General features: G+C 53.7%; 21 protein-coding genes and 1 other annotated feature. Of the genes, 17 read left to right on the forward strand and 4 right to left on the reverse strand.

Features of this window, described 5'->3' with window-relative positions; translation table 11 throughout:
* The first annotated feature begins 83 nt into the window (after positions 1-83).
* The 5 genes from V2154_RS02580 (at position 84) to thrC (ending at position 5860) form a co-directional block, all read left to right on the forward strand.
* Positions 84-770 carry a tRNA/rRNA methyltransferase gene (locus tag V2154_RS02580; protein ID WP_353500942.1) on the forward strand — a complete coding sequence of 229 codons (687 nt, stop codon included), beginning with the start codon at positions 84-86 and terminating at the stop codon, positions 768-770.
* A gap of 232 nt (positions 771-1002) precedes the next feature.
* The gene (gene thrL / locus V2154_RS02585; protein ID WP_229333726.1) at positions 1003-1065 is read left to right on the forward strand and encodes a thr operon leader peptide; all 63 of its coding nucleotides are present in this window, start codon (positions 1003-1005) and stop codon (positions 1063-1065) included.
* Positions 1004-1121 (forward strand) — a sequence feature (Thr leader region). It overlaps the preceding gene by 62 nt.
* Positions 1122-1176: 55 nt before the next feature.
* Entirely contained in the window at positions 1177-3636 is a 2460-nt protein-coding gene (thrA, locus tag V2154_RS02590; protein WP_353500943.1) for a bifunctional aspartate kinase/homoserine dehydrogenase I, read from the forward strand.
* Between the two features lies 1 nt (position 3637).
* Positions 3638-4567, forward strand: coding sequence for a homoserine kinase (thrB, locus tag V2154_RS02595; RefSeq protein ID WP_353500944.1), 930 nt, complete (start codon positions 3638-3640; stop codon positions 4565-4567).
* Between the two features lie 3 nt (positions 4568-4570).
* Positions 4571-5860: a threonine synthase gene (gene thrC, locus V2154_RS02600; protein ID WP_353503894.1), complete on the forward strand. Its 1290-nt coding sequence runs from the start codon at positions 4571-4573 to the stop codon at positions 5858-5860.
* Positions 5861-5928: 68 nt separating this feature from the next.
* On the opposite strand, the gene yaaA is transcribed toward thrC, so the two are convergent.
* Together yaaA and V2154_RS02610 are read right to left on the reverse strand one after the other, a co-directional pair.
* Positions 5929-6702 carry a peroxide stress protein YaaA gene (gene yaaA / locus V2154_RS02605; RefSeq protein ID WP_353500945.1) on the reverse strand — a complete coding sequence of 258 codons (774 nt, stop codon included), beginning with the start codon at positions 6700-6702 and terminating at the stop codon, positions 5929-5931.
* Positions 6703-6839: 137 nt separating this feature from the next.
* Positions 6840-8285, reverse strand: a complete 1446-nt coding sequence (locus V2154_RS02610) for an alanine/glycine:cation symporter family protein (RefSeq protein WP_353500946.1) — start codon at positions 8283-8285, stop codon at positions 6840-6842.
* 282 nt (positions 8286-8567) lie between these two features.
* Here V2154_RS02610 and tal point away from each other — a divergent pair, with 282 nt between their 5' ends.
* From tal to V2154_RS02625, 3 genes are all read left to right on the forward strand, one after another.
* Positions 8568-9521 carry a transaldolase gene (tal, locus tag V2154_RS02615; protein WP_353500947.1) on the forward strand — a complete coding sequence of 318 codons (954 nt, stop codon included), beginning with the start codon at positions 8568-8570 and terminating at the stop codon, positions 9519-9521.
* A 148-nt stretch (positions 9522-9669) separates the two neighbouring features.
* Positions 9670-10257 carry a molybdopterin adenylyltransferase gene (gene mog / locus V2154_RS02620; protein WP_353500948.1) on the forward strand — a complete coding sequence of 196 codons (588 nt, stop codon included), beginning with the start codon at positions 9670-9672 and terminating at the stop codon, positions 10255-10257.
* A gap of 127 nt (positions 10258-10384) precedes the next feature.
* A complete protein-coding gene (locus tag V2154_RS02625; RefSeq protein ID WP_353500949.1) occupies positions 10385-11701 on the forward strand; it encodes an MFS transporter in 1317 nt (438 codons plus the stop codon).
* Between the two features lie 72 nt (positions 11702-11773).
* Here V2154_RS02625 and satP read toward each other — a convergent pair whose 3' ends face one another.
* Positions 11774-12346, reverse strand: a complete 573-nt coding sequence (gene satP / locus V2154_RS02630; RefSeq protein ID WP_353500950.1) for an acetate uptake transporter — start codon at positions 12344-12346, stop codon at positions 11774-11776.
* Between the two features lie 318 nt (positions 12347-12664).
* Here satP and dnaK point away from each other — a divergent pair, with 318 nt between their 5' ends.
* The 4 genes from dnaK (at position 12665) to nhaR (ending at position 18157) form a co-directional block, all read left to right on the forward strand.
* Positions 12665-14566, forward strand: a complete 1902-nt coding sequence (dnaK, locus tag V2154_RS02635; protein ID WP_353500951.1) for a molecular chaperone DnaK — start codon at positions 12665-12667, stop codon at positions 14564-14566.
* 112 nt (positions 14567-14678) lie between these two features.
* Positions 14679-15812: a molecular chaperone DnaJ gene (gene dnaJ / locus V2154_RS02640; RefSeq protein WP_353500952.1), complete on the forward strand. Its 1134-nt coding sequence runs from the start codon at positions 14679-14681 to the stop codon at positions 15810-15812.
* A 225-nt stretch (positions 15813-16037) separates the two neighbouring features.
* The gene (nhaA, locus tag V2154_RS02645; protein ID WP_353500953.1) at positions 16038-17219 is read left to right on the forward strand and encodes a Na+/H+ antiporter NhaA; all 1182 of its coding nucleotides are present in this window, start codon (positions 16038-16040) and stop codon (positions 17217-17219) included.
* A 47-nt stretch (positions 17220-17266) separates the two neighbouring features.
* The gene (nhaR, locus tag V2154_RS02650) at positions 17267-18157 is read left to right on the forward strand and encodes a transcriptional activator NhaR (RefSeq protein WP_353500954.1); all 891 of its coding nucleotides are present in this window, start codon (positions 17267-17269) and stop codon (positions 18155-18157) included.
* Positions 18158-18254: 97 nt separating this feature from the next.
* On the opposite strand, the gene rpsT is transcribed toward nhaR, so the two are convergent.
* A complete protein-coding gene (gene rpsT, locus V2154_RS02655; RefSeq protein WP_034787052.1) occupies positions 18255-18518 on the reverse strand; it encodes a 30S ribosomal protein S20 in 264 nt (87 codons plus the stop codon).
* Positions 18519-19027: 509 nt separating this feature from the next.
* Here rpsT and ribF point away from each other — a divergent pair.
* The 5 genes from ribF to ispH all read left to right on the forward strand — a co-directional run bounded on the left by ribF (position 19028) and on the right by ispH (position 24768).
* Positions 19028-19966 carry a bifunctional riboflavin kinase/FAD synthetase gene (ribF, locus tag V2154_RS02660; RefSeq protein ID WP_353500955.1) on the forward strand — a complete coding sequence of 313 codons (939 nt, stop codon included), beginning with the start codon at positions 19028-19030 and terminating at the stop codon, positions 19964-19966.
* A 71-nt stretch (positions 19967-20037) separates the two neighbouring features.
* The gene (gene ileS, locus V2154_RS02665) at positions 20038-22854 is read left to right on the forward strand and encodes an isoleucine--tRNA ligase (RefSeq protein ID WP_353500956.1); all 2817 of its coding nucleotides are present in this window, start codon (positions 20038-20040) and stop codon (positions 22852-22854) included.
* Entirely contained in the window at positions 22854-23360 is a 507-nt protein-coding gene (lspA, locus tag V2154_RS02670; protein ID WP_353500957.1) for a signal peptidase II, read from the forward strand. The genes ileS and lspA overlap by 1 nt, the downstream gene beginning before the upstream one ends.
* Before the next feature lie 3 nt (positions 23361-23363).
* Positions 23364-23834, forward strand: coding sequence for an FKBP-type peptidyl-prolyl cis-trans isomerase (fkpB, locus tag V2154_RS02675; protein ID WP_034787062.1), 471 nt, complete (start codon positions 23364-23366; stop codon positions 23832-23834).
* Positions 23815-24768 (forward strand): 4-hydroxy-3-methylbut-2-enyl diphosphate reductase, encoded by a 954-nt coding sequence (ispH, locus tag V2154_RS02680; protein WP_154145902.1) that lies wholly within the window; start codon positions 23815-23817, stop codon positions 24766-24768. The genes fkpB and ispH overlap by 20 nt, the downstream gene beginning before the upstream one ends.
* The last annotated feature ends 71 nt before the right edge of the window (positions 24769-24839 follow it).

A 24839-nucleotide genomic window follows, 5' to 3' on the forward strand; every position in this document is an offset into this window, starting at 1 on the left:
CATTTTGAGAAGTCACTTTTACTCAATTAAAAGCTCACTTAAGATCGACCGCAGATATTCCAATACGAACATTCAGAGGACTGATGCAACTTCATATTATTTTGGTTTCCCCGGCGCGGCCTGAAAATGTCGGCGCAGCGGCACGAGCAATGAAAACCATGGGGTTCGCGTCATTGCGTATTGTTGACAGTCAGGCTCATCTGCAACCCGAGGCGGGGTGGGTGGCGCACGCGTCCAATGAGATTCTGCATAATGCGCAACATTTCGAGACGCTTGAGGCGGCGCTGGCCGATATCGATTTCACCGTGGCGACCACAGCGCGCAGCCGCGCCCGTTTCCACTACTACAGCACGCCTGTGGAGCTGCTCGGCCAGTTAGAGGAGAAGCGTGGATGGATAAGCAACGCCGCGCTGGTCTTCGGGCGGGAAGATTCTGGGTTGACCAATGAAGAGCTGGATCTGGCCGATATTCTCACCGGCGTGCCGATGGTGGCGGATTATCCTTCGCTGAATCTTGGCCAGGCCGTAATGGTGTTCTGCTATCAGTTGTCGGCGCTAAACCAAATTTCGGCACCCGTGGCGGTTCAACCCGATGCCGGACAGTTGGGTGCGTTGCGCTCAAGAATTAACCGTTTATTGGACGCGGTAGAAGCCAGCAACGACCAAAAATTGTCAGATTGGGTGCAGCAGCGCGTAGGACTTTTACAGCAAAGAGATGCTGCAATGTTGCACACTTTGCTGCATGACATCGAAAAAAAGCTGACGAAGTGATCTGAGGCGCAGCGTGGTTTGTATGGGGAAATGCTCGGGCCTGTGCCTCACGACCTCTCTTTTTCACTGATTTAGGCCGTTTTGGCAGAGAATAATCTGTTTGTATTTCATTGCGACGCTTGGCGCAAAATCAGAAAAAAATTGACTTGTTGTGCCTGATGCTTTAGCTAATAGGGGCAGACAGAGTAAAAAACACAACATATAAACAGACAGACAGAAAATAAAAATGCGAATGATCAGCCTGAACACAACAATTATTACCACCACCGAAACCACTGGTTACGGGGCGGGCTGACGCGTACAGGAAAAACAGAAAAAAGCCCGCACCTAAACAGTGCGGGCTTTTTTTTTAGCGACTTTTTTAACGAATCGTCATCTACGAATGAGCTTCAGGAGAGTACCAGAAATGCGAGTGTTGAAATTTGGCGGGACTTCAGTAGCAAACGCGGAACGCTTCTTGCGCGTCGCGGACATCATGGAAAGCAATGCACGTCAGGGACAGGTTGCCACGGTACTTTCTGCGCCGGCCAAAATTACCAACCACCTCGTCGCGATGATTGAGCGAACGGTTGCTGGGCAAGAGATCCAGCCAATCATGAGCGATGCAGAACGCATTTTCTCCGAATTAATCACCGGCCTTGCTGAGAAAGTACCGGGCTTCGACTTGCCGAAAGTGAAAACCTTTATCGAGCAAGAGTTCGGCCAGCTTAAGCAATTACTGCATGGAATCAGTCTGTTAGGACAGTGTCCTGATAGCGTCAACGCGTCCATCATCTGCCGCGGTGAAAAGCTCTCTATCGCCATCATGGAAGCCCTATTCGTCGCCAAAGGCTATGGCGTCACTGTGATCAACCCAGTGGAAAAATTGCTGGCTCAGGGTAGCTATCTGGAATCCACCGTTGATATCAACGAATCGACTCTGCGCATCGCCGCCAGCGGTATTCCTGCTGATAATATCGTGCTGATGGCGGGCTTCACCGCCGGTAATGACAAAGGCGAGCTGGTGGTGCTGGGCCGTAATGGCTCCGACTACTCGGCGGCGGTATTGGCGGCCTGTCTGCGCGCCGACTGTTGTGAAATCTGGACTGATGTCGATGGTGTCTACACCTGCGATCCGCGCACCGTGCCCGATGCTCGCTTGCTGAAATCGATGTCCTATCAAGAGGCGATGGAGCTTTCTTACTTCGGCGCCAAAGTCCTTCACCCTCGCACTATCCTGCCCATCGCCCAATTCCAAATCCCTTGCCTGATTAAAAATACCACCAACCCGCAGGCGCCGGGCACCCTGATTGGCAGCGAAAGCCTTGATGACAATACGCCGGTCAAAGGCATCACCAACCTGAACAACATGGCGATGATCAATGTCTCCGGGCCGGGCATGAAAGGCATGGTCGGCATGGCGGCGCGGGTGTTCGCGGTGATGTCACGCTCGGGCATTTCGGTGGTGCTGATCACCCAGTCCTCCTCTGAATACAGCATCAGCTTCTGCGTGCCTCAGGGCGAACTGGAGCGCGCGCGTCGCGCACTGGAAGACGAATTCTATCTGGAGCTGAAAGACGGCCTGCTCGAGCCGCTGGACGTGATGGAGAAGCTGGCGGTTATCTCGGTCGTCGGCGACGGCATGCGCACGCTCCGCGGCATCTCGGCCAAGTTCTTCTCGGCACTGGCTCGCGCCAACATCAATATCGTGGCAATTGCCCAAGGCTCTTCCGAACGCTCAATCTCAGTGGTCGTCAATAACGAAGAGGCCACCACCGGCGTGCGCGTCAGCCACCAGATGCTGTTCAACACCGATCAGGTTATCGAAGTGTTCCTGATTGGCGTCGGCGGCGTCGGTGGGGCGCTTATCGAGCAGGTTCGCCGCCAGCAGGCGTGGCTTAAGGCCAAGCATATCGACCTGCGGGTGTGCGGCATCGCCAACTCGCGCGCTATGCTGACCAACATTCACGGCATCTCTTTGGACAACTGGAGTGACGAGCTGGGCGCGGCGAAAGAGCCGTTCAACCTTGGCCGCCTGATTCGTTTAGTTAAAGAGTATCACTTGCTTAACCCGGTGATTGTTGACTGTACCTCCAGCCAAGAAGTGGCTGATCAATATGCGGATTTCCTGGCTGACGGCTTCCATGTCGTGACGCCAAACAAGAAAGCCAACACCTCGTCGATGAACTATTACTATCAGTTGCGTAAAGCGGCTGAGCATTCACGCCGCAAATTCCTTTATGACACAAACGTCGGCGCGGGCCTGCCGGTGATTGAAAATCTGCAAAACCTGCTCAACGCGGGTGACGAGCTGGTGCGCTTCTCCGGCATCCTTTCTGGCTCGCTGTCCTACATTTTCGGCAAGCTGGATGAGGGAATGTCGCTGTCCGAGGCCACGCTTCAGGCGCGCGACATGGGTTATACCGAGCCAGACCCGCGTGATGACCTGTCGGGCATGGACGTTGCTCGCAAGCTATTGATTCTGGCCCGTGAAGCCGGTTACAAACTGGAACTCTCTGACATTGAAGTTGAATCCGTTCTGCCGTTATCCTTCGATTCTGAAGGCAGCGTGACCGACTTTGTGAGCCGCCTGCCGACGGTGGACGCTGATTTCGCCCAGCGCGTGGCCGATGCCACGGCACAGGATAAGGTTTTGCGCTACGTTGGTGCTATCGAAGAGGGGCGCTGCACGGTGAAGATCGAGGCCGTCGATGGTAACGATCCACTGTATAAAGTGAAAAATGGCGAGAATGCGTTGGCGTTCTACAGCCGTTATTATCAGCCTCTGCCATTAGTCTTACGCGGTTATGGCGCGGGCAATGACGTTACTGCTGCCGGCGTATTTGCCGATCTTTTGCGAACGCTGTCATGGAAGTTAGGAGTTTAATATGGTTAAGGTGTATGCCCCTGCCTCAATTGGCAATGTCAGCGTCGGTTTTGACGTGCTGGGCGCCGCGGTTTCTCCGGTTGACGGCACGCTGCTCGGCGACTGCGTGAGCGTAGAGGCAGCGTCAGAGTTCAGTTTGAAAAGCGAAGGTCGCTTCGTCTCCAAGTTACCGGATCGCATGGAAGACAATATCGTCTTCCAGTGCTGGCAGCGTTTCTGTCAGGAAATCGGTAAAGAGATCCCAGTCGCCATGACGCTGGAAAAGAATATGCCCATTGGCTCCGGCCTGGGTTCTAGCGCCTGTTCGGTGGTCGCTGGCTTGATGGCGATGAACGAGTTCTGCGGCAAGCCGCTGGATGAAAACACCATGCTTTCCCTGATGGGCGAGCTGGAAGGGCGCATTTCCGGCAGCGTGCACTTCGACAACGTCGCGCCATGCTATCTCGGCGGCATCCAGCTGATGCTGGAAGAGCTGGGTGTGATCAGCCAAAACGTGCCGAGCTTTGATGATTGGCTGTGGGTGATGGCGTATCCGGGCATCAAAGTGTCGACCGCCGAAGCGCGCGCGATTCTACCGGCCCAGTACCGCCGTCAGGACTGCATCAGCCACGGTCGCTATCTTGCTGGCTTCATTCACGCCTGCCATACGCAACAACCGGCGCTGGCTGCTAAATTAATGAAAGACGTAATTGCCGAGCCTTATCGCACGCGCCTGCTTCCGGGCTTTGCCGAAGCGCGCACCGCCGCTGAAGAAATTGGCGCTCTGGCTTGTGGTATTTCAGGCTCCGGCCCGACGCTGTTTGCCGTGTGCAACGACAGCGCAACCGCCAAACGTATGGCGGACTGGTTGCAGAATCACTATCTGCAAAATGATGAAGGCTTTGTTCATATTTGTCGTCTGGATACCGCAGGCGCGAGACTATTGGGATAAATGATGAAACTGTACAACCTGAAGGACCACAATGAGCAGGTCAGCTTTGCTCAGGCCGTTAAGCAAGGTTTAGGAAAGCAGCAGGGCCTGTTCTTTCCTCTCGAGTTGCCTGAGTTTGCGCTGAGTGACATCGACGGCCTGCTGGATCAAGACTTTGTTACCCGCAGCAGCCGCATTCTGTCCGCGTTCATTGGCGATGAAATTCCAGAAGACCAGCTCTACCAGCGCGTAAAAAGTGCTTTTGCTTTCCCAGCGCCGGTTGCCAAAGTGTCCGACGATATTGCCTGTCTGGAGCTGTTCCACGGCCCAACTCTGGCGTTCAAAGACTTCGGCGGCCGCTTTATGGCGCAGGTGCTGACACAGGTTTCTGGCGACCAGCCGGTGACCATTCTGACTGCGACTTCGGGTGACACCGGCGCGGCCGTTGCTCACGCTTTCCACGGCATGAAAAACGTTCGCGTAGTGATCCTCTATCCGAAAGGCAAAATCAGCCCGTTGCAGGAGAAGCTGTTCTGTACGCTGGGCGACAACATTCACACCGTGGCGATCGACGGCGACTTTGACCAGTGTCAGGCACTGGTGAAGCAGGCATTTGATGATGAAGAGCTGAAGCATGAGCTGAAACTGAACTCAGCAAACTCGATTAACATCAGTCGCTTGCTGGCGCAAATCTGCTACTACTTTGAAGCCGTGGCGCAACTGCCACAGGAAGCGCGCAACCAGCTGGTTATCTCCGTGCCGAGCGGCAACTTTGGTGATCTGACGGCTGGTCTGCTGGCGAAATCACTGGGCCTGCCGGTCAAACGCTTTATCGCAGCAACCAACGCCAATGACACCGTGCCGCGCTTTCTCGCCAATGGCGAATGGGCGCCGAAAACTACGGTGGCGACATTATCCAACGCGATGGACGTCAGCCAGCCAAACAACTGGCCGCGCGTGGAAGAGCTTTACCGCCGCAAAATTTGGAAGCTGAAAGACCTGGGCTTCGGCGCGGTGAGCGATGACACCACTGAAGACGCGATGCGCGAGCTGGCGGACATTGGCTACATCTCTGAACCTCACGCCGCGATTGCCTACCGCGTGCTGCGCGACCAACTTCAACCGGGCGAATTCGGCCTGTTCATCGGCACCGCGCATCCGGCCAAGTTCAAGGAGAGCGTGGAGGCGATTCTGGGTCAGGACATTGATTTGCCGAAAGAGCTGGCGGAGCGCGCGGATCTTCCGCTGCTGTCGCACGACTTGCCGGCTGATTTCAGCGAAATGCGTCGTTTCCTGATGGCGCTGCCAAAGTAACGATCTGCTGACTTTTAGAGACTAAAAAGCCCTCTTGCGAGGGCTTTTTTTATGGTTTGAAGCGCGGCTTACTGCTCTGGGCGGGTGAACACCAGCTCATTACCTTCTGAGCGGGCTGGGTCATACTCATAGCCTTCCAGATTGAAATCTCGCAGCTGACTGACCTTGCTCAGACGCTCTTTGATGATGAAACGACTCATCAGGCCACGGGCCTTTTTAGCGTAGAAGCTAATGACCTTGTAATTCCCCTTTTTCTGGTCGAGGAACACCGGCTTGATGATTTCACCGTCAAGCTTAGCCGGTTTCACGGCTTTGAAATACTCATCAGATGCCAGGTTAATCAAGACCTTATCGCCTTGTTCAGCCAATAATTTATTGAGCTTCTCCGTCAATAAATCGCCCCAGAAAGTATACAGATTCGACCCCTGCGGGTTCTCCAGGCGGATCCCCATCTCCAGACGATAAGGCATCATTAAGTCCAGCGGGCGCAGCAGGCCGTACAGACCAGAGAGCATGCGCAGATGGTCTTGGGCGAACTCGAAATCTTTCTCGCTGAAATCTTCCGCCTGCAAGCCGGTATACACATCACCTTTAAACGCCAAGATTGCCTGACGCGCGTTGTCCGGGCTGAAATCCGGCTGCCAATCGTTAAAGCGTTCGGCATTGAGCAGCGCCAGCTTGTCGCTGATGCCCATCAGGCTGGAGATCTGGGCTGGCGTCAGTTTGCGGGCAATGCTGATTAGCTGGCTCGACTTATCCAGTAATTCAGGTTGGGTAAAGCGTTTTGTGGCGAGCGGGCTTTCGTAGTCGAGCGTTTTAGCAGGAGAAATAATGGTCAGCATAGTCGCATCCGTTGGTCGGCTATCGGTTCATCGTGAGATCTTGGTTTCGTCTCTATTTTAGCAAAAATCTGCCCTGAGCCGGCCATAAAAATGGCGCAAAGGCCGGGCAGAACGGAAATTGCTGCAATAGGAAAAACTTAATGTTTCGCCTGAGGTGGGGTTTTCTGCCACACGTCGGGAGTGAGCTGTTCGCGGAATTCCGGGAAGTGGTCGGGGTTGAACACCGGCGTTCGCCCCATGCGGCGCTGGCGCTCGTAGTCCTTGATGACTTTCAGCGCAATGCCCGAAAGCAGCATCAGCGCGGTGAGGTTGATGATAGTCATGAGTGCCATGCTGATATCGGCCATTTTCCACACTGTTGGCAGTTTTGCCAGGCAGCCGAAAGCCACCATGCCCAGAACTAGCAGGCGGAAAACGTAGAGTTTGGCTTTCTCGCCACTGCGCAGGAATACCAAATTGTTCTCGGCATAAACATAGTTGGCGGAGATAGAGGAGAAGGCGAAAATAAACACAAAGGTCGCCACCAGATAATGGCCCAGCTCATTGCCGGTCGCGGTCGAGACGGCCTGCTGAATCAGCGCGATGCCCTTGAGCTGCTGGTCAGGGGCATCCAACAGGCCTGAGATGAGGATAATCAACGCCGTGGCGCTACAAATCACGATGGTATCGATAAATACGCCGAGCATTTGCGAGAAGCCCACCGCCGCCGGATGAGCGGGCTCGGGAGCGGCAAGGGCAGCGGCGTTGGGGGAAGAGCCCATGCCCGCCTCGTTGGAGAACAGACCGCGCTGCACCCCTTGGGTCAGCGCCTGTGTAATAGCAAAACCGACCGCGCCCGCGGCGACTTCCTGCAAGCCAAAGGCACTTTTAACTATCAGAACAAAGACTTGCGGCAGGCGTTCAACATTATGCCCAATCACCCAGGTAGCCATCAGCAGATAGCCCACCGCCATGACAGGCACCATCCATTGCGACAGTTTAGAGAAGCGTTTTAGGCCGCCAAACAGGGTGACGGCGGTCAGTAACACCAGACCTGCGGCGACGTAATGAGGATTACTGTCAAAAGAGAGGGCGGCCACCTGAGCAATCGCATTGGCCTGTAGCGCATTGAAAATTAAACCAAAAGAGAGCACCAGCATGATGGAAAACAGCACGCCCATCCAGCGCATGCCGAGGCCTTTCTCCATGTAATCCGCCGGACCGCCGCGATAATGACCTTTTAAATCACGCCCTTTAAACAGCTGGGCCAAGGTGTTTTCGAACAGTGCGGTCACCATGCTAATGAAGGCAACGACCCACATCCAGAAGATGGCTCCCGGCCCGCCTGCGGCAATAGCCAAGGCCACGCCCGCCACGTTGCCTGTACCAATACGGGCAGCAAGGCTGATACACAGGGCCTGAAAGGTTGAAATGCCGCGCGGGTTGGCGCTGTTTTTATGCAGATGTGAGGAGAAAATATGGCCAAACAGGCGGAACTGAATAAAACGCGTGCGCAGGCTAAAGTAAATGCCCGTCCCCAGCAGCAGGTAAATCAGGATTGAGCCCCAAAGAATGTTGTCGAAAAAATTCAGCATTTCGCTCATTGGGCGCCTTTGTTAATCAAGGTATTGATAGTTGACCCCTGCATGGGTGGTTGTATTTTAGCCATTTTGTATAGAGTGCTGGTTAACATAGCCTTTTTGCCCCCATGGGGACACTGTCATTTTGACTGAAAAATTAAGATTCTGCAGACGATAAACCCATTTTCGTCATGCCTATCGCACCGCCATATCTGCCTTGCGCGTGGCTTTTTGCATGTTATCATCAGGCAAAGGCAAGGCATGAAAATGCCTCAACGAAAATGTACAAACGATGAGATATGCCAAATGACCGATAAACTGACTTCCCTACGCCAACTCACTAAAGTTGTTGCAGACACCGGGGATATTGCGGCAATGAAACTGTACCAGCCGCAAGATGCTACGACCAACCCGTCTCTGATCCTCAACGCTGCACAAATTCCTGAATACCGTAAATTGATCGACGAAGCCATTGCATGGGCTAAAGATCAAAGCAGCGATCGTGACCAGCAGGTTACTGACGCGGCTGACAAACTGGCGGTAAACATTGGTCTGGAGATCCTGAAACTGGTCCCAGGCCGCATTTCTACCGAAGTCGACGCGCGTCTGTCCTATGACACTGAAGCGAGCGTGGCTAAAGCCCACCGTCTGATCAAACTTTATAACGATGCTGGCATCAGCAACGACCGTATCCTGATCAAACTGGCTTCAACCTGGCAGGGTATCCGTGCCGCAGAGCGTCTGGAAAAAGAAGGCATCAACTGTAACCTGACTCTGCTGTTCTCCTTCGCTCAGGCTCGTGCTTGTGCCGAAGCTGGCGTTTACCTGATTTCTCCGTTCGTTGGCCGTATCCTCGACTGGTACAAAGCTAACGGCGACAAAAAAGAGTTCGCGCCGCATGAAGATCCAGGCGTTATCTCTGTGACCGAAATCTACGAATACTACAAACAGCACGGCTACGAGACTGTGGTTATGGGCGCAAGCTTCCGTAACATCGGCGAAATCATCGAGTTGGCTGGTTGTGACCGTCTGACTATCGCACCTGCTCTGTTGAAAGAACTGGCAGAAAGCGAAGGTCCGCTGGAGCGTAAACTGTCCTACACTGGCGAAACCAAAGCACGTCCAGAGCCATTGACTGAAGCTCAGTTCTACTGGGATCACAGCCAAGACCCAATGGCTATCGACAAACTGGCGGATGGTATCCGTAAGTTTGCTATCGACCAGGGTAAACTGGAAAAAATGATCGCTGACCTGCTGTAATCACGGCACTCGGTATCAGAAAGGCGACTCATTGAGTCGCCTTTTTTAATGTCTGAAGAAAAAAATCTCGCCCCGACTTACCGATATACTTATCCTTTATCCCACTAACGGCTGGGTTGCCGAACAAATGCTTGGGGAGAAGAAAAGCATGGATAACTTACGAATTGGTTTGGTGTCGGTTTCGGACCGCGCTTCAAACGGCATTTATCAGGATAAAGGCATTCCGGCATTAGAAGCCTGGCTGGAAAAGGCGCTGATCACGCCCTTCAAGGTGGAGAAGCGATTGATCCCCGACGAGCAGCCGCTGATTGAGCAGGCGATTAGCGAATTGGTGGATGAAAGTGGCTGCCATTTGGTGCTGACCACCGGCGGTACAGGCCCCGCACGTCGCGACGTCACGCCGGATGCCACGCTGGCCGTTGCCGACCGCGAAATGCCAGGCTTTGGCGAGCAGATGCGTCAAATCAGCCTGCACTTTGTGCCCACAGCTATCCTTTCTCGTCAGGTTGGGGTTATCCGCAAACAGGCGCTGATTTTGAACCTGCCGGGCCAGCCAAAATCGATTCAGGAAACGCTTGAAGGCCTGAAAGATGAGTCGGGTAAGGTAATTGTTTCCGGCATTTTTGCCAGCGTGCCTTACTGCATTCAACTGCTCGACGGCCCGTATATTGAAACGCACGAGGACGTGGTAGCAGCTTTTCGTCCCAAAAGTGCCCGCCGCGATACAAAAAACTAAAGTTAGACTTTTTCTGACATAAGATTCAGCCCATCTGGTGCGCGAAACGTTTGCCGTTATAGTAATCATTCCTTTACAGGTAGCGGCTCGTTTTTTACACCTTCCACTTTGTGCTATACGGTATCTTATGCAACAGGCTAATAATCGTCGGCTTAACCGGCAAGATTTCAAGACACTGTCCCTTGCTGCACTAGGCGGCGCCCTCGAGTTCTACGACTTCATCATTTTTGTTTTCTTTGCTGCGGTCATCGGCGATCTGTTCTTTCCGGCGGATATGCCTGATTGGGTTCGGCAGGTGCAAACCTTCGGGATCTTCGCCGCTGGCTATCTGGCGCGCCCGCTGGGTGGTGTCATCATGGCGCACTTTGGCGATCTGATTGGCCGTAAGCGAATGTTTAGCTTCAGTATTCTCTTGATGGCGCTACCGACGCTGGCGATGGGCCTGCTGCCAACCTATTCCTCCATTGGTATTGCCGCACCTCTGTTACTGCTGCTGATGCGCCTGTTGCAAGGCGCGGCGGTGGGCGGGGAAGTGCCGGGAGCCTGGGTGTTTGTGGCCGAACACGTGCCGCGCAGGCACATCGGTTTTGCCTGCGGTACGCTGACGGCGGGCCTGACCGTCGGTATCCTGCTCGGCTCGCTGGTGGCGACCGTACTGCACAGCACGCTGTCAGCAGAGGCCGTGCGTGACTACGGCTGGCGCATTCCTTTCTTCATCGGCGGGATTTTCGGCCTGATTGCCATGTACCTGCGCCGCTGGCTGCAAGAGACGCCGATTTTCCTTGAGATGAAAGCCAAGAAAGCCCTGGCGGAAGTGCTGCCGCTGAAGTCAGTGGTGGTCAATCACAAAAAAGAAATTGTGATTTCAATGCTCTTGACCTGGCTGCTGTCGGCCTGTCTGGTGGTGGTTATTCTGATGACGCCAACCTATTTGCAAAAGCAGTTTGCTATCCCGGCGGCTCAGGCTTTGCAGGCTAACAGCATGGCGACCATTGCTCTGACCTTTGGCTGCATCGTGGCGGGCTGGATTATCGACCGCATCGGCGCCAGCAGGATGTTTATCTTCGGTAGCCTGTTCTTGGGCGTTTGTACTTGGGCCTTCTACCACGTGGTTGCCACTGACCCATCAAAACTGATGGTGATGTATGCGCTGGCGGGCTTTAGCGTCGGGCTGGTGGGGACGGTGCCTTATGTCATGGTTCGCGCCTTCCCGGCGGAGGTGCGTTTCACCGGCATCTCTTTCTCTTATAACGTCTCTTACGCCATTTTTGGCGGGCTGACGCCAATCTTCATCTCCTTTATTACGCACATTACGCCGATGGCACCGGCCTATTATATTCTCGCCATGGCGGTGGTTGGGGTGCTGATTGGTTTCTACCTGACGCGTGATTTGAACAGCGATGAGAAGAGTGAGTTTACTCGGCAGGCGGCCTCAGGCCGTTAATCGAAGCAGGTAGCGTGAAAGCAAAAAGCCCCGACGAAGATGCCGGGGCTTTTATTTTTGGAGCAAGCCCAATTAGGCTTTTTGCATCTCGCCAATCGGGAGCACGGTTCGGCCATACTGCTCGTTCAGCACTTCTGCCATCGCCAAATAAATGGCGCTCGCGCCGCAGAAGATCCCTTCGAATCCGGCGATATGCAGCACGTCCGCGTTACCGGTGATATTGCCCACGGCCAGCAAAGCGAACAGTACAGTCAGGCTGCCGAAAACCACCTGTAATCCGCGGTTTGCTTTCAAGGTGCCGAAAAACATGAAAAGGGTGAAGACGCCCCACAGACCAAGATAAACCCCTAAGAAGCTTTCGCTACTGGCATCTGCCACGCCCATGCGCGGCAGCATCAGAATGCCGACCAAGCTCAGCCAGAATGCGCCATAAGAGGTGAAGGCCGTGGTGCCAAAGGTATTGCCCTTTTTAAACTCCATGATGCCCGCAAATATCTGAATCAGGCCACCATAGAAAATCCCCATGCTGACGATGACGGCAGTCAGGGGGAAGAAACCGGCATTGTGTAAATTCAACAAGATAGTTGTCATGCCAAAACCCATCAGACCCAAGGGGCAGGGGTTGGCCATCATTTTGCTTTGCATAATTCCTCTGGACTATAAATGTCGCGAATAAATAACCGGGCTAGATTCACTTGTGAAAGGGGCAAAAAGGCCACATATCGTCACCAGCGCGCGGCATCATAAGGAGGTGTCAGCGAGCAAACATTGATCTGGCGTAACCGCAGTTGAAGATTTTTTTTCATTGAACCCCTTGATGCTGGCTCGCATGGCCCCATCTTATTCTCAACCGCAGTTGTTACCGCCAGTAAAAGGCAATATTGGGCAGTTGAAATTAAACAATTCGTCCACATATACAGTAACAACCTGACCGAATATGAATTTTTAGTGGAGACGTTTTAGATGGGTAAAATTATTGGGATCGACCTGGGTACCACCAACTCTTGTGTGGCTATTATGGATGGCACAACTGCACGTGTGCTGGAGAACGCAGAGGGTGATCGCACCACTCCTTCCATCATCGCTTATGCAGCAGATGGCGAAACTCTGGTGGGCTCACCAGCTAAGCGTCAGGCTGTCACTAACCCGCAAAACACCCTGTTTGCGATTAAGCGCCTGATTGGCCGTCGCTTCCAGGACGAAGAAGTACAGCGTGACAAAGGCATCATGCCTTACCAGATCGTTGGCGCAGATAACGGCGACGCATGGATCGACGTTAAAGGCCAAAAAATCGCACCTCCGCAGATTTCTGCAGAAGTGTTGAAGAAAATGAAGAAAACGGCTGAAGATTATCTGGGCGAACCAGTAACTGAAGCGGTTATCACTGTACCTGCTTACTTCAACGATGCTCAGCGTCAGGCAACCAAAGACGCCGGCCGTATCGCAGGTCTGGAAGTAAAACGTATCATCAACGAACCAACCGCTGCTGCTCTAGCATACGGTCTGGATCGTGAAGTCGGCAACCGCACCATCGCGGTATACGACTTGGGTGGTGGTACTTTCGATATTTCAATCATCGAAATCGATGAAGTTGATGGCGAGAAAACCTTCGAAGTTCTGGCAACCAACGGTGATACCCACCTGGGTGGTGAAGACTTCGATAGCCGTCTGATCAACTATCTGGTTGAAGAGTTCAAGAAAGAGCAAGGCATGGACCTGCGTAACGATCCGCTGGCTATGCAACGTCTGAAAGAAGCGGCTGAGAAAGCGAAAATCGAACTTTCTTCTGCACAACAGACTGACGTTAACCTGCCGTACATCACTGCTGATGCGACAGGTCCAAAACACATGAACATCAAAGTGACCCGTGCAAAACTGGAATCACTGGTTGAAGACTTGGTAGGTCGTTCTATCGAGCCACTGAAAGTAGCTCTGAAAGACGCTGGCCTGTCAGTTTCTGACATTCAAGACGTTATCTTGGTAGGCGGTCAGACCCGTATGCCAATGGTTCAGAAGAAAGTCGCAGACTTCTTCGGTAAAGAACCACGTAAAGACGTTAACCCGGACGAAGCGGTAGCTATCGGTGCTGCAGTTCAGGGCGGCGTGTTGTCTGGTGATGTTAAAGACGTTCTGTTGCTGGACGTGACTCCACTGTCTCTGGGTATCGAAACCATGGGCGGCGTGATGACTCCACTGATCACCAAGAACACCACCATCCCAACTAAGCACAGCCAGGTGTTCTCTACTGCGGAAGACAACCAGTCTGCAGTAACCATCCACGTGGTGCAGGGTGAGCGTAAACGTTCTAGCGATAACAAGTCTCTGGGTCAGTTCAACCTGGACGGCATCCAAGCTGCACCACGCGGTATGGCGCAGATCGAAGTCACCTTCGACCTGGATGCTGATGGTATCTTGCACGTTTCTGCTAAAGACAAAAATACCGGTCGCGAGCAGAAAATCACCATCAAGGCTTCTTCTGGTCTGAGCGAAGAAGAAATCCAGAAAATGGTGAACGATGCCGAAGCTAACGCCGAGTCTGACCGTAAGTTCGAAGAACTGGTCCAGACCCGTAACCAAGCGGATCACCTGATCCACGGTACGCGTAAGCAACTGGAAGAGTCTGGCGACAAGCTGCCAGCTGAAGATAAAACCGCGATTGAAGAAGCCCTGAAAGCACTGGAAGTTTCTGCTAAAGGCGAAGATAAAGCGGATATCGAAGCTAAGCTGCAGGCGCTGGTGCAGGTTTCTGGCAAGTTAGCAGAAATGGCACAGCCACAAGGCCAGGCCGAAGGCGGCGACGACAGCGCGAAGAAAGATGATGACGTTGTTGACGCTGAATTCGAAGAAGTTAAAGACAAGAAATAATCGCCCTTAAGCGGGCACAGTAAGAGTTCTTAACAAGACCTTTTATTGAAAACCAGCACGGGCGTCGAGGAAACTCTGCGCCCGTGCACGCATGTTGAGGGCAGGAAAAAGCATGGCGAAGCAAGATTATTACGAGCTGTTGGGCGTTTCCAAAACGGCCGACGAGCGCGAAATCAAAAAAGCCTATAAGCGGCTAGCGATGAAGCACCATCCTGATAGAAATCAGGGTGATAAAGAATCCGAAACCAAATTTAAAGAAATCAAAGAAGCTTACGAAATTCTGACTGACGCACAGAAACGTGCTGCTTACGACCAATATGGTCATGCTGCCTTCGAACAAGGCGGAATGGGCGGTGGCGGCGGCTACGGTGGCGGCGGTGCAGACTTTAGCGACATCTTTGGTGACGTCTTTGGCGACATCTTCGGTGGTGGACGCCGTCAGCGTGCCAGCCGAGGTTCAGATCTGCGTTACAACATGGATCTGACTTTGGAAGAGGCCGTTCGTGGTGTCACCAAAGAGATCCGCATTCCGACACTGGCCGAGTGTGACGTTTGCCACGGCAGCGGCGCGAAAGCCGGAAGCTCTCCGGTAACCTGTCCGACCTGTCACGGTGCCGGTCAAGTGCAGATGCGTCAGGGCTTCTTTACTGTGCAGCAGGCTTGTCCTACCTGCCAGGGCCGCGGCCAAATCATTAAAGATCCGTGCAACAAGTGTCACGGCCATGGTCGCGTAGAACGCTCGAAAACCCTGTCAGTGAAAATCCCTGCGGGTGTGGACACTGGCGACCGTATTCGTCTGGAAGGTGAAGGCGAAGCGGGCGAGCACGGTGCTCCGGCGGGCGACCTGTACGTTCAGGTTCAAGTCAAAGCGCACAAAATCTTTGAGCGCGAAGGCAACAACCTGTACTGCGAAGTGCCAATCAACTTCGCGATGGCGGCTTTGGGTGGCGAGATTGAAGTGCCAACCCTCGATGGCCGCGTGAAGCTGAAAGTGCCAGCAGAGACTCAGACCGGCAAGCTGTTCCGCATGCGCGGTCGCGGTGTGAAATCCGTGCGCGGTGGTGCTCAGGGCGACCTGCTGTGCCGCGTAGTGGTTGAGACGCCGGTTAGCCTTAACGAGAAACAGAAGCAGTTGCTGCGCGATCTGGAAGAGAGCTTCGGTGGCGCATCGGGCGAGAAAAACAGCCCGCGTTCTAAAAGCTTCTTAGATGGCGTGAAAAAGTTCTTTGATGATCTGACGCGTTAATCCCTTCAGACTCAAGACGTTAGTTAACACTTTTAATCCCCGTCAGCCTGTTCAGGCGGCGGGGATTTTTTTATGGCGGAGCTATAGGGCGTCTTGGCGTATAATTCGGTTAAACCGAGCTATGAAGCAGCAATAATCGATTTTTTCCGAGCTTTGCTATTGGCTATAATTTGCCGCAACTGCGCAGGAAATGGCTGCGTTAACGCATTTAACAGGAGTCTGAAAGTGTCGAATATTATTCGTCAGTTTTTACGTATGGAAGCCGCGGGCGGCATTGTATTGATTGTGGCCGCAATCATTGCACTGGTTATGGCCAACACGCCAATGCAGGGGCTTTACCAAGCCTTTCTCGACATTCCCGTCACGCTGCGCTTTGCTGACCTATTAATTGATAAACCGCTGCTGCTGTGGATAAACGACGGCCTGATGGCGGTGTTCTTCCTGATGATTGGCCTTGAGGTTAAGCGCGAACTGCGCGAAGGCAATCTGGCAAATCGCGAGCAGGCGCTGTTCCCGGCCATTGCGGCAGTGGGCGGTATGGTCGCCCCGGCGGTGATTTACCTGATGTTTAACGGAGCGGATGAGGTCGCGCGCCAAGGCTGGGCTATTCCGGCGGCGACTGATATCGCTTTCGCACTGGGCGTAATGGCGCTGCTGGGTTCGCGCGTGCCGACCGGGCTAAAGGTGTTCTTGCTGGCGCTCGCTATTATTGATGACCTTGGCGCTATCGTGATTATCGCGCTGTTCTACAGCCACGATATCTCGGGCATGGCGTTAGGGCTGGCGGCGTTGTCCATTGCCGTACTGGCATGGCTGAACTGGCGCGGCGTCGGCAAACTCACGCCGTATCTGCTGGTGGGTGCGGTGCTGTGGGTCTGCGTGCTGAAATCGGGTATCCATGCCACTCTGGCGGGCGTGATCCTCGGTTTCTTCATTCCGCTAGAGACAAGACAGAAAGTCTCTCCGGCTCGCCGTTTAGAGCATGGCATTCACCCTTACGTGGCTTGGTTTATCCTGCCGATATTTGCCTTTGCTAATGCCGGTGTCTCGCTGCAGGGCGTGTCGACGGAGAGTGTCTTCTCTCTGTTGCCGATGGGTATCGCGGCCGGTTTGTTACTTGGCAAGCCAATCGGCATCATGATTTTCAGCGGCATAGCGGTAAAACTTGGCATTGCGCGCTTGCCGGAAGGGATTAATTTCAAACAGATTGCCGGGGTATCCGTGCTCTGCGGTATTGGTTTTACGATGTCGATTTTCATCGCCTCGCTGGCCTTTGCCAAAGCCGATCCAGAGCTACTGACTTACTCGAAAATCGGTATTTTGCTCGGCTCCACCGTTTCGGCAGTTTTAGGTTATCTGTTACTGAATAAGTTATTGCCGAAGAGAGGCCATCGCCACGGCGCGTAGGCCAATGCTCACCTTGTGTGAACCTCGAATAGCCAGAAGGAGCAGGTATGTCGCATATCAATTTCAACCACCTGTACTACTTTTGGCAGGTTTGCAAAACCGGATCGATGGTGGGGGCGGCAGAGGCATTGTTTCTGACGCCGCAAACCATCACCGGTCAGATTAAGTCATTGGAAGAGCGTCTTGGCGGCAAGCTGTTTAAGCGTCAAGGGCGCGGGCTAGTGCCTTCTGAACTGGGGCAACTGGTCTTTCGCTACGCCGACAAGATGTTTGCCATGAGCCAGGAGATGCTGGATATCGTCAACTATCGCAAAGAGTCCAGCCTGCTGTTTGATGTCGGCGTGGCCGATGCGTTGTCGAAAAGATTGGTCAGCCGGGTGCTGGATGCCGCCGTGGTGGATAACCAAGATATCCATCTGCGCTGCTTCGAATCGACTCACGAGATGCTGCTGGAGCAGCTTAGCCAGCACAAGCTCGACATCATTCTGTCGGATTGTCCGGTGGACTCCACCCAGCAGGAAGGGCTGTTTTCAGTCAAGCTGGGGGAAAGCCCTATCAGCTTTTATTGCCGCCAGCCGGCAGAAAGTGAGGCTTTCCCCGAGTGCCTTGAGAAGCGCCCATTGCTGATCCCCGGCAGGCGCTCAATGCTTGGCCGCAAGCTGCTCAATTGGTTTAACACTCAGGGGCTGAAGGTGAAAATCTTGGGCGAGTTTGATGATGCCGCGCTGATGAAGGCTTTTGCCCAGAATCACAATGCGATCTTTGTCGCGCCGTCGGTGTATCTGACCGAGGTGTTTCACGGGGATGATATTGTCGAGGTAGGGCGGGTAGAGGGCTTACAGGAAGAGTACTACGTGATTTTCGCCGAGAGGATGATTCAGCACCCTTCGGTACAGCGGGTGTGTAACACCGACTTCTCAGGGCTGTTCACTGGCTGAGGGGGATTTGCGAAGTAATGAGCCGGGAAGCTCAAAAAACAGATATAAAAAAACCGGCAGAAGCCGGTTTTTTTATCAAGCAGACAACGAAATGCGATTATTGCATTGCGTTGATTTGCGCAGTCAAGTTTGACTTATGACGCGCTGCTTTGTTTTTGTGGATCAGGCCTTTGCAAGACTGACGGTCCACAATTGGTTGCATTTCGTTAAATGCATTTTGTGCAGCAGCTTTGTCGCCTGCTGCAATAGCCGCGTATACCTTCTTGATAAAGGTACGCACCATAGAACGACGGCTCGCGTTATGCTTACGACGTTTCTCTGACTGTACGGCGCGTTTCTTAGCTGATTTGATATTAGCCAAGGTCCAACTCCCAAATATTTTTCTATTGAGGACAATTCGAAGGCCGAGGAATATGCCTTTTCGGTCTTCTTTTGTCAATGGATTTGTGCAAATAAGCGCCGTTTCTATATTCAAATCGGATTCAAACTACAATCGGCGCTTGTTACGTTGTGATGGCGCAGGATTTTAACAGCTTCCCACCTTGGAATACAGTCTTTCGCAAGAAAATTCGACAGGAGAGTGGTTATTTAGCCAACGGGGGGCATTAACGCTTTGTTTCTACGAAAAGTCACGCTTTCCGTACATATATAGCCAAAATAATTCGAGCTACGGCTATCGCACCTGCAACTCGCACTCTGAAGGAGAGAAAGTAAGATTTTCCTCGGTGATGCCGTAATTGCGCCGTCAGATCTGCCGTATGGCGAAGAGATTGCGCTGATCCAGTGAATCGCTGGTTAACCTTGGAGGCTGTACAAGGTATAATCCGCCGATTTCCACCGTTATGAGTCAGCTATGGATTTGAGCCAGCTATGGAGCTAATTCGCGGGATACACAATATTCGGGCGCGCCATCATGGCTGCGTCCTTACTATTGGTAATTTTGATGGCGTGCATCGCGGCCATCAAGCACTGATTGAACAACTAAAGCTGGAAGGGCAGAAGCTTGGCGTTCCGGTAATGGTGATGATTTTTGAACCGCAACCTCTTGAGCTGTTTGCGGGCGATAAAGCGCCTGCTCGACTGACCAGTTTGCGAGATAAGGCCAAGTATCTTGCCGAATGCGGCGTTGATTACTTGCTATGTGTGCGCTTTGAACCGCGTTTTGCGGCTAACATTGCTCAGGCATTTATCTCCCAGCTATTGGTGGAGAAACTAGGCGTCAAATTCCTGACCGTGGGCGATGATTTTCGCTTTGGTGCTGGTCGTCTGGGCGATTTCGAATTGCTACAGAAAGCCGGCGCTGAATATGGTTTTGAAGTCATAAGCACCCAGACTTTCCGCGAAGGCGGCAGTCGCATTAGCAGTACGGCGATTCGTGACGCGCTGCGTGATGACGACTTAGCATTAGCCGAAACGCTGCTCGGCCACCCGTTCAGCATCTCCGGGCGCGTGGTTCATGGCGACAAACTAGGCCGCACCATCGGCTTCCCGACGGCCAACGTGCCGTTGAAGCGTTTGGTGTCTCCGGTGCGCGGCGTGTATGCCGTGGACGTGCTGGGTCTGGGCGATGAGCCTATTCCTGGCATTGCCAACATTGGTATTCGTCCGACGGTTGGCGGCGTGCGCAAGCAGCTTGAAGTGCACCTGCTCGATACCAATATCAATTTATATGGGCGCCACATAGACGTGGTGCTACGCGCAAAATTGCGCAATGAACAGCGTTTTTCGTCGCTTGATGCCTTAAAGCAACAAATTGCGAACGATGAGGTGACCGCCCGGGAGTTCTTTGGGCTGACAGCACCACGCTAATTATTTATGACAGGTTTACTGGCAGCCGCCATGGGCCTGACATCCAGCAGAAAAACGGAACCGAGAATCTAATGAGTGACTATAAGAACACCCTGAACTTGCCGGAAACAGGGTTCCCGATGCGTGGCGATTTGGCCAAGCGAGAACCTGACATGCTGAAAAACTGGTATGAACAGGATCTGTACGGGATTATTCGCGCAGCCAAAAAGGGCAAAAAGTCCTTTATTTTGCATGACGGCCCTCCGTATGCGAACGGCAGCATTCATATTGGTCACTCAGTTAACAAAATTCTCAAAGACATTATTGTTAAGTCCAAGGGCATGGCCGGTTTTGACTCGCCTTATGTGCCGGGCTGGGACTGCCACGGTCTGCCAATCGAGCTGAAAGTAGAACAGCTGATCGGCAAGCCGGGTGAGAAAGTCTCCGCTGCTGAATTCCGCGCAGCATGTCGCAAATACGCCGCTGAGCAGGTTGAAGGTCAGAAGAAAGACTTCATCCGCCTTGGCGTGCTGGGCGATTGGGACCACCCATACCTGACGATGGATTTCAAAACCGAAGCCAACATCATCCGTGCTTTGGGCAAAATCATCGGCAATGGCCATCTGCACAAAGGCGCTAAGCCTGTCCACTGGTGTGCGGACTGCGGCTCTTCTCTGGCTGAAGCCGAAGTGGAGTATTACGACAAAGTGTCGCCATCCATCGACGTGACCTTTAACGCCGTCGACCCAGCCGCCGTGGCGGCAAAATTTGGCGCGACCGCCTTCAATGGCCCGGTTTCTCTGGTTATCTGGACCACCACGCCGTGGACCATGCCAGCTAACCGCGCGATCTCATTGAATGCCGAGTTTGCTTACCAGTTGGTGCAGGTTGAAGGCCAGTGCCTGATTCTGGCAACCGACTTGGTGGAAAGCGTTATGAAGCGCGCGGGTATCGCTGAGTGGACCGTGCTGGGTGAGTGCAAAGGCGCTGACCTCGAGCTGCTGCGCTTCAAGCATCCGTTCCTCGACTTCGACGTGCCAGCGATTCTTGGCGACCACGTCACGCTGGATGCCGGTACGGGTGCTGTTCATACCGCGCCGGGCCACGGCCCAGATGACTTTGTTATCGGCCAGAAATACGGTTTGGAAGTGGCTAACCCGGTTGGCCCGAACGGCTGCTACCTGCCGGGCACCTATCCTTCACTGGATGGTAAATTCGTCTTCAAAGCCAACGACCTGATCGTTGAACTGCTGCGCGAGAAAGGCGCACTGCTGCACGTTGAGAAGCTGAATCATAGCTATCCGTGCTGCTGGCGTCACAAAACGCCAATTATCTTCCGCGCTACGCCGCAGTGGTTCGTCAGCATGGACCAGAAAGGTCTGCGCGCGAAATCTCTGGAAGAGATCAAAGGCGTGCAGTGGATCCCAGATTGGGGTCAGGCGCGTATCGAAAACATGGTCGCTAACCGTCCGGACTGGTGTATCTCCCGTCAGCGTACCTGGGGCGTGCCGATGTCTCTGTTCGTGCATAAAGATACTGAACAGCTACACCCGCGCACTCTGGAACTGATGGAAGAAGTGGCGAAACGCGTTGAAGTTGACGGTATTCAGGCTTGGTGGGATCTCGATCCTGCCGACATTCTGGGTGCTGACGCCGCAGATTACGTGAAAGTGCCTGACACGCTGGACGTGTGGTTCGACTCCGGTTCAACCAGCGCCTCGGTGGTTGCCGTGCGCCCTGAGTTCAACGGCCACGAAGCTGACATGTATCTGGAAGGCTCCGACCAACACCGTGGCTGGTTCATGTCATCTCTGATGATCTCAACCGCCATGAAAGGCAAAGCGCCATACAAACAAGTTCTGACTCACGGCTTCACCGTTGATGGTCAGGGCCGCAAAATGTCCAAGTCCATCGGCAACACCGTCAGTCCTCAGGACGTGATGAACAAGCTGGGCGGCGACATTCTGCGTCTGTGGGTTGCGTCAACTGACTACACCGGCGAAATCGCCGTGTCAGACGAGATCCTCAAGCGTTCCGCCGACTCTTATCGTCGTATCCGTAACACCGCGCGCTTCTTGCTGGCTAACCTGAATGGGTTTGATCCTGCGCTGCACTGCGTGAAGCCGGAAGAGATGGTGGTGCTGGATCGCTGGGCCGTCGGCCGTGCCAAAGCCGCTCAAGAAGAGATCATTGCCGCTTACGAGCGCTATGACTTCCACGAAGTGGTACAGCGCCTGATGCAGTTCTGCTCGGTTGAAATGGGGTCGTTCTATCTCGACATCATTAAAGACCGTCAGTACACCGCGAAAAGCGACAGCGTGGCTCGCCGCAGCTGCCAGACCGCGCTGTATTACATCTCTGAAGCCTTGGTGCGCTGGATGGCGCCAATCATGTCCTTCACCGCCGACGAAATCTGGGCCTTCCTGCCGGGTTCTCGCGAGAAGTTCGTCTTCACCGAAGAGTGGTTCGACGGCCTGTTTGGCCTGGCTGGCGACGAATCGATGAATGATGACTTCTGGGACGAGCTGCTGAAAGTGCGTGGCGAAGTGAACAAAGTTATCGAGCAGGCGCGTGCTGATAAGCGCGTGGGAGGATCGTTGGAAGCTGCGGTAACGCTGTACGCTGACGATAAACTGGCTGCTGACCTGCGTTCTCTGGGTAACGAGCTACGCTTTGTGTTACTGACGTCCGGCGCTCGCGTGGCGCCATTGGCGGATGCTGATGACAGCGCGCAGGCCAGTGAGTTGCTCAAGGGCCTGAAAATCGGTCTGGAAAAAGCAGAAGGCGACAAGTGCCCACGCTGCTGGCACTACACCACTGACGTCGGCCAGGACGCGGAACACAGCGAAATCTGTGGCCGTTGTGTGACTAACATTGCCGGCGACGGCGAAGAGCGTAAGTTTGCATAATGAGTAAACCTATTTGTTCTACCGGACTCCGCTGGCTTTGGCTGGCGGTTTTGGTTGTCATCCTTGATCTCGGCAGCAAGTTCTTGGTCATGGGGCATTTTCAGCTTGGCGAATCCATGCCGCTGATCCCGTTCTTTAACCTGACTTACGCCCATAATCCGGGGGCGGCGTTTAGCTTCCTGGCGGATAAAGGCGGCTGGCAGCGTTGGTTCTTTGCCCTGATTGCTCTGGCTATCGTGATTATTCTGCTGGTGCTGATGTACCGCAGCAGCGCCACTCAGCGCATGAATAACATCGCTTTTGCGATGATTATCGGCGGCGCGCTGGGCAACCTATTCGATCGCATGGTGCACGGTTTTGTCATCGACTTTATCGACTTCTACGTCAATGACTGGCATTACCCGATATTCAATCTGGCAGACAGCTTTATCTGTGTGGGTGCCGTGCTGGTGGTGCTGGAAGGCTTCTTAGCCAAACCCAATGCTGCCGCGAAGAGCAAAGGATAAAACATGTCTGAACAGGTAAAACACGACAGCGCGGTGCTGGTGCATTTCACCCTGAAGCTGGAAGATGGCTCAACGGCGGAATCCACCCGTGGTAATGGCAAACCGGCCCTGTTTCGACTGGGAGACGGCAGCCTGTCCGACGCGCTGGAGAATGAACTGCTCGGGTTAAAAGTGGGCGATAAGCACGCTTTTACGCTGGCACCTGAATCTGCTTTCGGCTCGAAAAGCCCTGATCTGGTTCAATATTTCTCGCGTCGAGATTTCCAAGAAACGGGCATTCCTGACGTGGGCACCATCATGTTATTTACTACCCGTGACGGCAGCGAAATGCCTGGCGTGGTGCGTGACGTGACCGAAGATTCCATCACCGTTGATTTCAATCATCCACTGGCGGGCCAGCATATCGATTTCGATATCGAAGTGCTGGAGATTGATCCGCAACTGGAGGAGAAAGATGCAAATACTGCTGGCTAACCCACGCGGGTTCTGCGCAGGCGTGGATCGTGCGATCAGCATCGTCGAGCGCGCCCTCGAGCTGTATGGCGCGCCGATCTATGTGCGTCATGAGGTGGTTCACAACCGTTACGTGGTTGATAGCCTGCGCCAGCGCGGCGCGGTGTTTATCGAGCAAATCAGCGAAGTGCCGGACGGCTCAATCCTGATTTTCTCAGCACACGGCGTTTCTCAGGCCGTGCGTGCCGAAGCCAAGGCGCGTGAGCTGACCATGCTGTTTGACGCCACCTGCCCATTAGTGACGAAGGTCCATATGGAAGTCGCACGTGCCAGCCGTAAGGGCACCGAGGCGATTTTGATTGGTCACGCCGGTCACCCAGAAGTGGAAGGCACCATGGGGCAGTACAGCAACCCTAATGGCGGCATGTACTTGGTCGAATCGCCAGCGGACGTCTATAAGCTGCAGGTGAAAGATGAAAGTAACCTGTGCTTCATGACGCAAACCACGCTGTCGGTGGATGATACTTCAGAAGTGATCGACGCCCTGCGCGACCGTTTCCCGAAAATCATTGGCCCACGCAAAGACGACATTTGCTACGCCACCACTAACCGTCAGGAGGCCGTGCGCCATCTGGCCGACGGGGCTGACGTGGTGCTGGTGGTCGGCTCGAAGAACTCGTCAAACTCTAACCGCCTGGCCGAACTGGCGCAGCGCGTTGGTGTGCCTTCTTACCTGATCGACTCCGCCGCTGATATCCAAGAGTCTTGGCTGAAAGACGCCAAGAGCATTGGCGTCACCGCCGGTGCTTCTGCTCCAGACATTCTGGTGCAGGACGTGATCAGCAAGCTGAAAGCCTTTGGCTGCGCGGATGTGATTAACGTGGAAGGGCGCGAAGAGAATATCGTTTTCGAAGTGCCGAAAGAGCTGCGGGTTGATGTGCGTCAGGTTGACTAAGTTCATCAGCTAATCGAGCAAGACGCGCAAGAGTAGAAAGCGGTCAGTGAAAACTGGCCGCTTTTTTTTAT

The organism is Ewingella sp. CoE-038-23, assembly GCF_040419245.1.
In the GTDB taxonomy this organism is placed as follows: Bacteria; Pseudomonadota; Gammaproteobacteria; order Enterobacterales; family Enterobacteriaceae; genus Ewingella; species Ewingella allii.

Excerpts from the sequence above, each read along its gene's own strand:
- V2154_RS02580 (WP_353500942.1), top strand. The coding sequence starts at position 84 with ATGCAACTTCATATTATTTTGGTTTCCCCGGCGCGGCCTGAAAATGTC.
- thrA (WP_353500943.1), top strand. The coding sequence starts at position 1,177 with ATGCGAGTGTTGAAATTTGGCGGGACTTCAGTAGCAAACGCGGAACGC.
- thrB (WP_353500944.1), top strand. The coding sequence starts at position 3,638 with ATGGTTAAGGTGTATGCCCCTGCCTCAATTGGCAATGTCAGCGTCGGT.
- thrC (WP_353503894.1), top strand. The coding sequence starts at position 4,571 with ATGAAACTGTACAACCTGAAGGACCACAATGAGCAGGTCAGCTTTGCT.
- yaaA (WP_353500945.1), bottom strand. The coding sequence starts at position 6,702 with ATGCTGACCATTATTTCTCCTGCTAAAACGCTCGACTACGAAAGCCCG.
- V2154_RS02610 (WP_353500946.1), bottom strand. The coding sequence starts at position 8,285 with ATGAGCGAAATGCTGAATTTTTTCGACAACATTCTTTGGGGCTCAATC.
- tal (WP_353500947.1), top strand. The coding sequence starts at position 8,568 with ATGACCGATAAACTGACTTCCCTACGCCAACTCACTAAAGTTGTTGCA.
- mog (WP_353500948.1), top strand. The coding sequence starts at position 9,670 with ATGGATAACTTACGAATTGGTTTGGTGTCGGTTTCGGACCGCGCTTCA.
- V2154_RS02625 (WP_353500949.1), top strand. The coding sequence starts at position 10,385 with ATGCAACAGGCTAATAATCGTCGGCTTAACCGGCAAGATTTCAAGACA.
- satP (WP_353500950.1), bottom strand. The coding sequence starts at position 12,346 with ATGCAAAGCAAAATGATGGCCAACCCCTGCCCCTTGGGTCTGATGGGT.
- dnaK (WP_353500951.1), top strand. The coding sequence starts at position 12,665 with ATGGGTAAAATTATTGGGATCGACCTGGGTACCACCAACTCTTGTGTG.
- dnaJ (WP_353500952.1), top strand. The coding sequence starts at position 14,679 with ATGGCGAAGCAAGATTATTACGAGCTGTTGGGCGTTTCCAAAACGGCC.
- nhaR (WP_353500954.1), top strand. The coding sequence starts at position 17,267 with ATGTCGCATATCAATTTCAACCACCTGTACTACTTTTGGCAGGTTTGC.
- ribF (WP_353500955.1), top strand. The coding sequence starts at position 19,028 with ATGGAGCTAATTCGCGGGATACACAATATTCGGGCGCGCCATCATGGC.
- ileS (WP_353500956.1), top strand. The coding sequence starts at position 20,038 with ATGAGTGACTATAAGAACACCCTGAACTTGCCGGAAACAGGGTTCCCG.
- lspA (WP_353500957.1), top strand. The coding sequence starts at position 22,854 with ATGAGTAAACCTATTTGTTCTACCGGACTCCGCTGGCTTTGGCTGGCG.
- fkpB (WP_034787062.1), top strand. The coding sequence starts at position 23,364 with ATGTCTGAACAGGTAAAACACGACAGCGCGGTGCTGGTGCATTTCACC.
- ispH (WP_154145902.1), top strand. The coding sequence starts at position 23,815 with ATGCAAATACTGCTGGCTAACCCACGCGGGTTCTGCGCAGGCGTGGAT.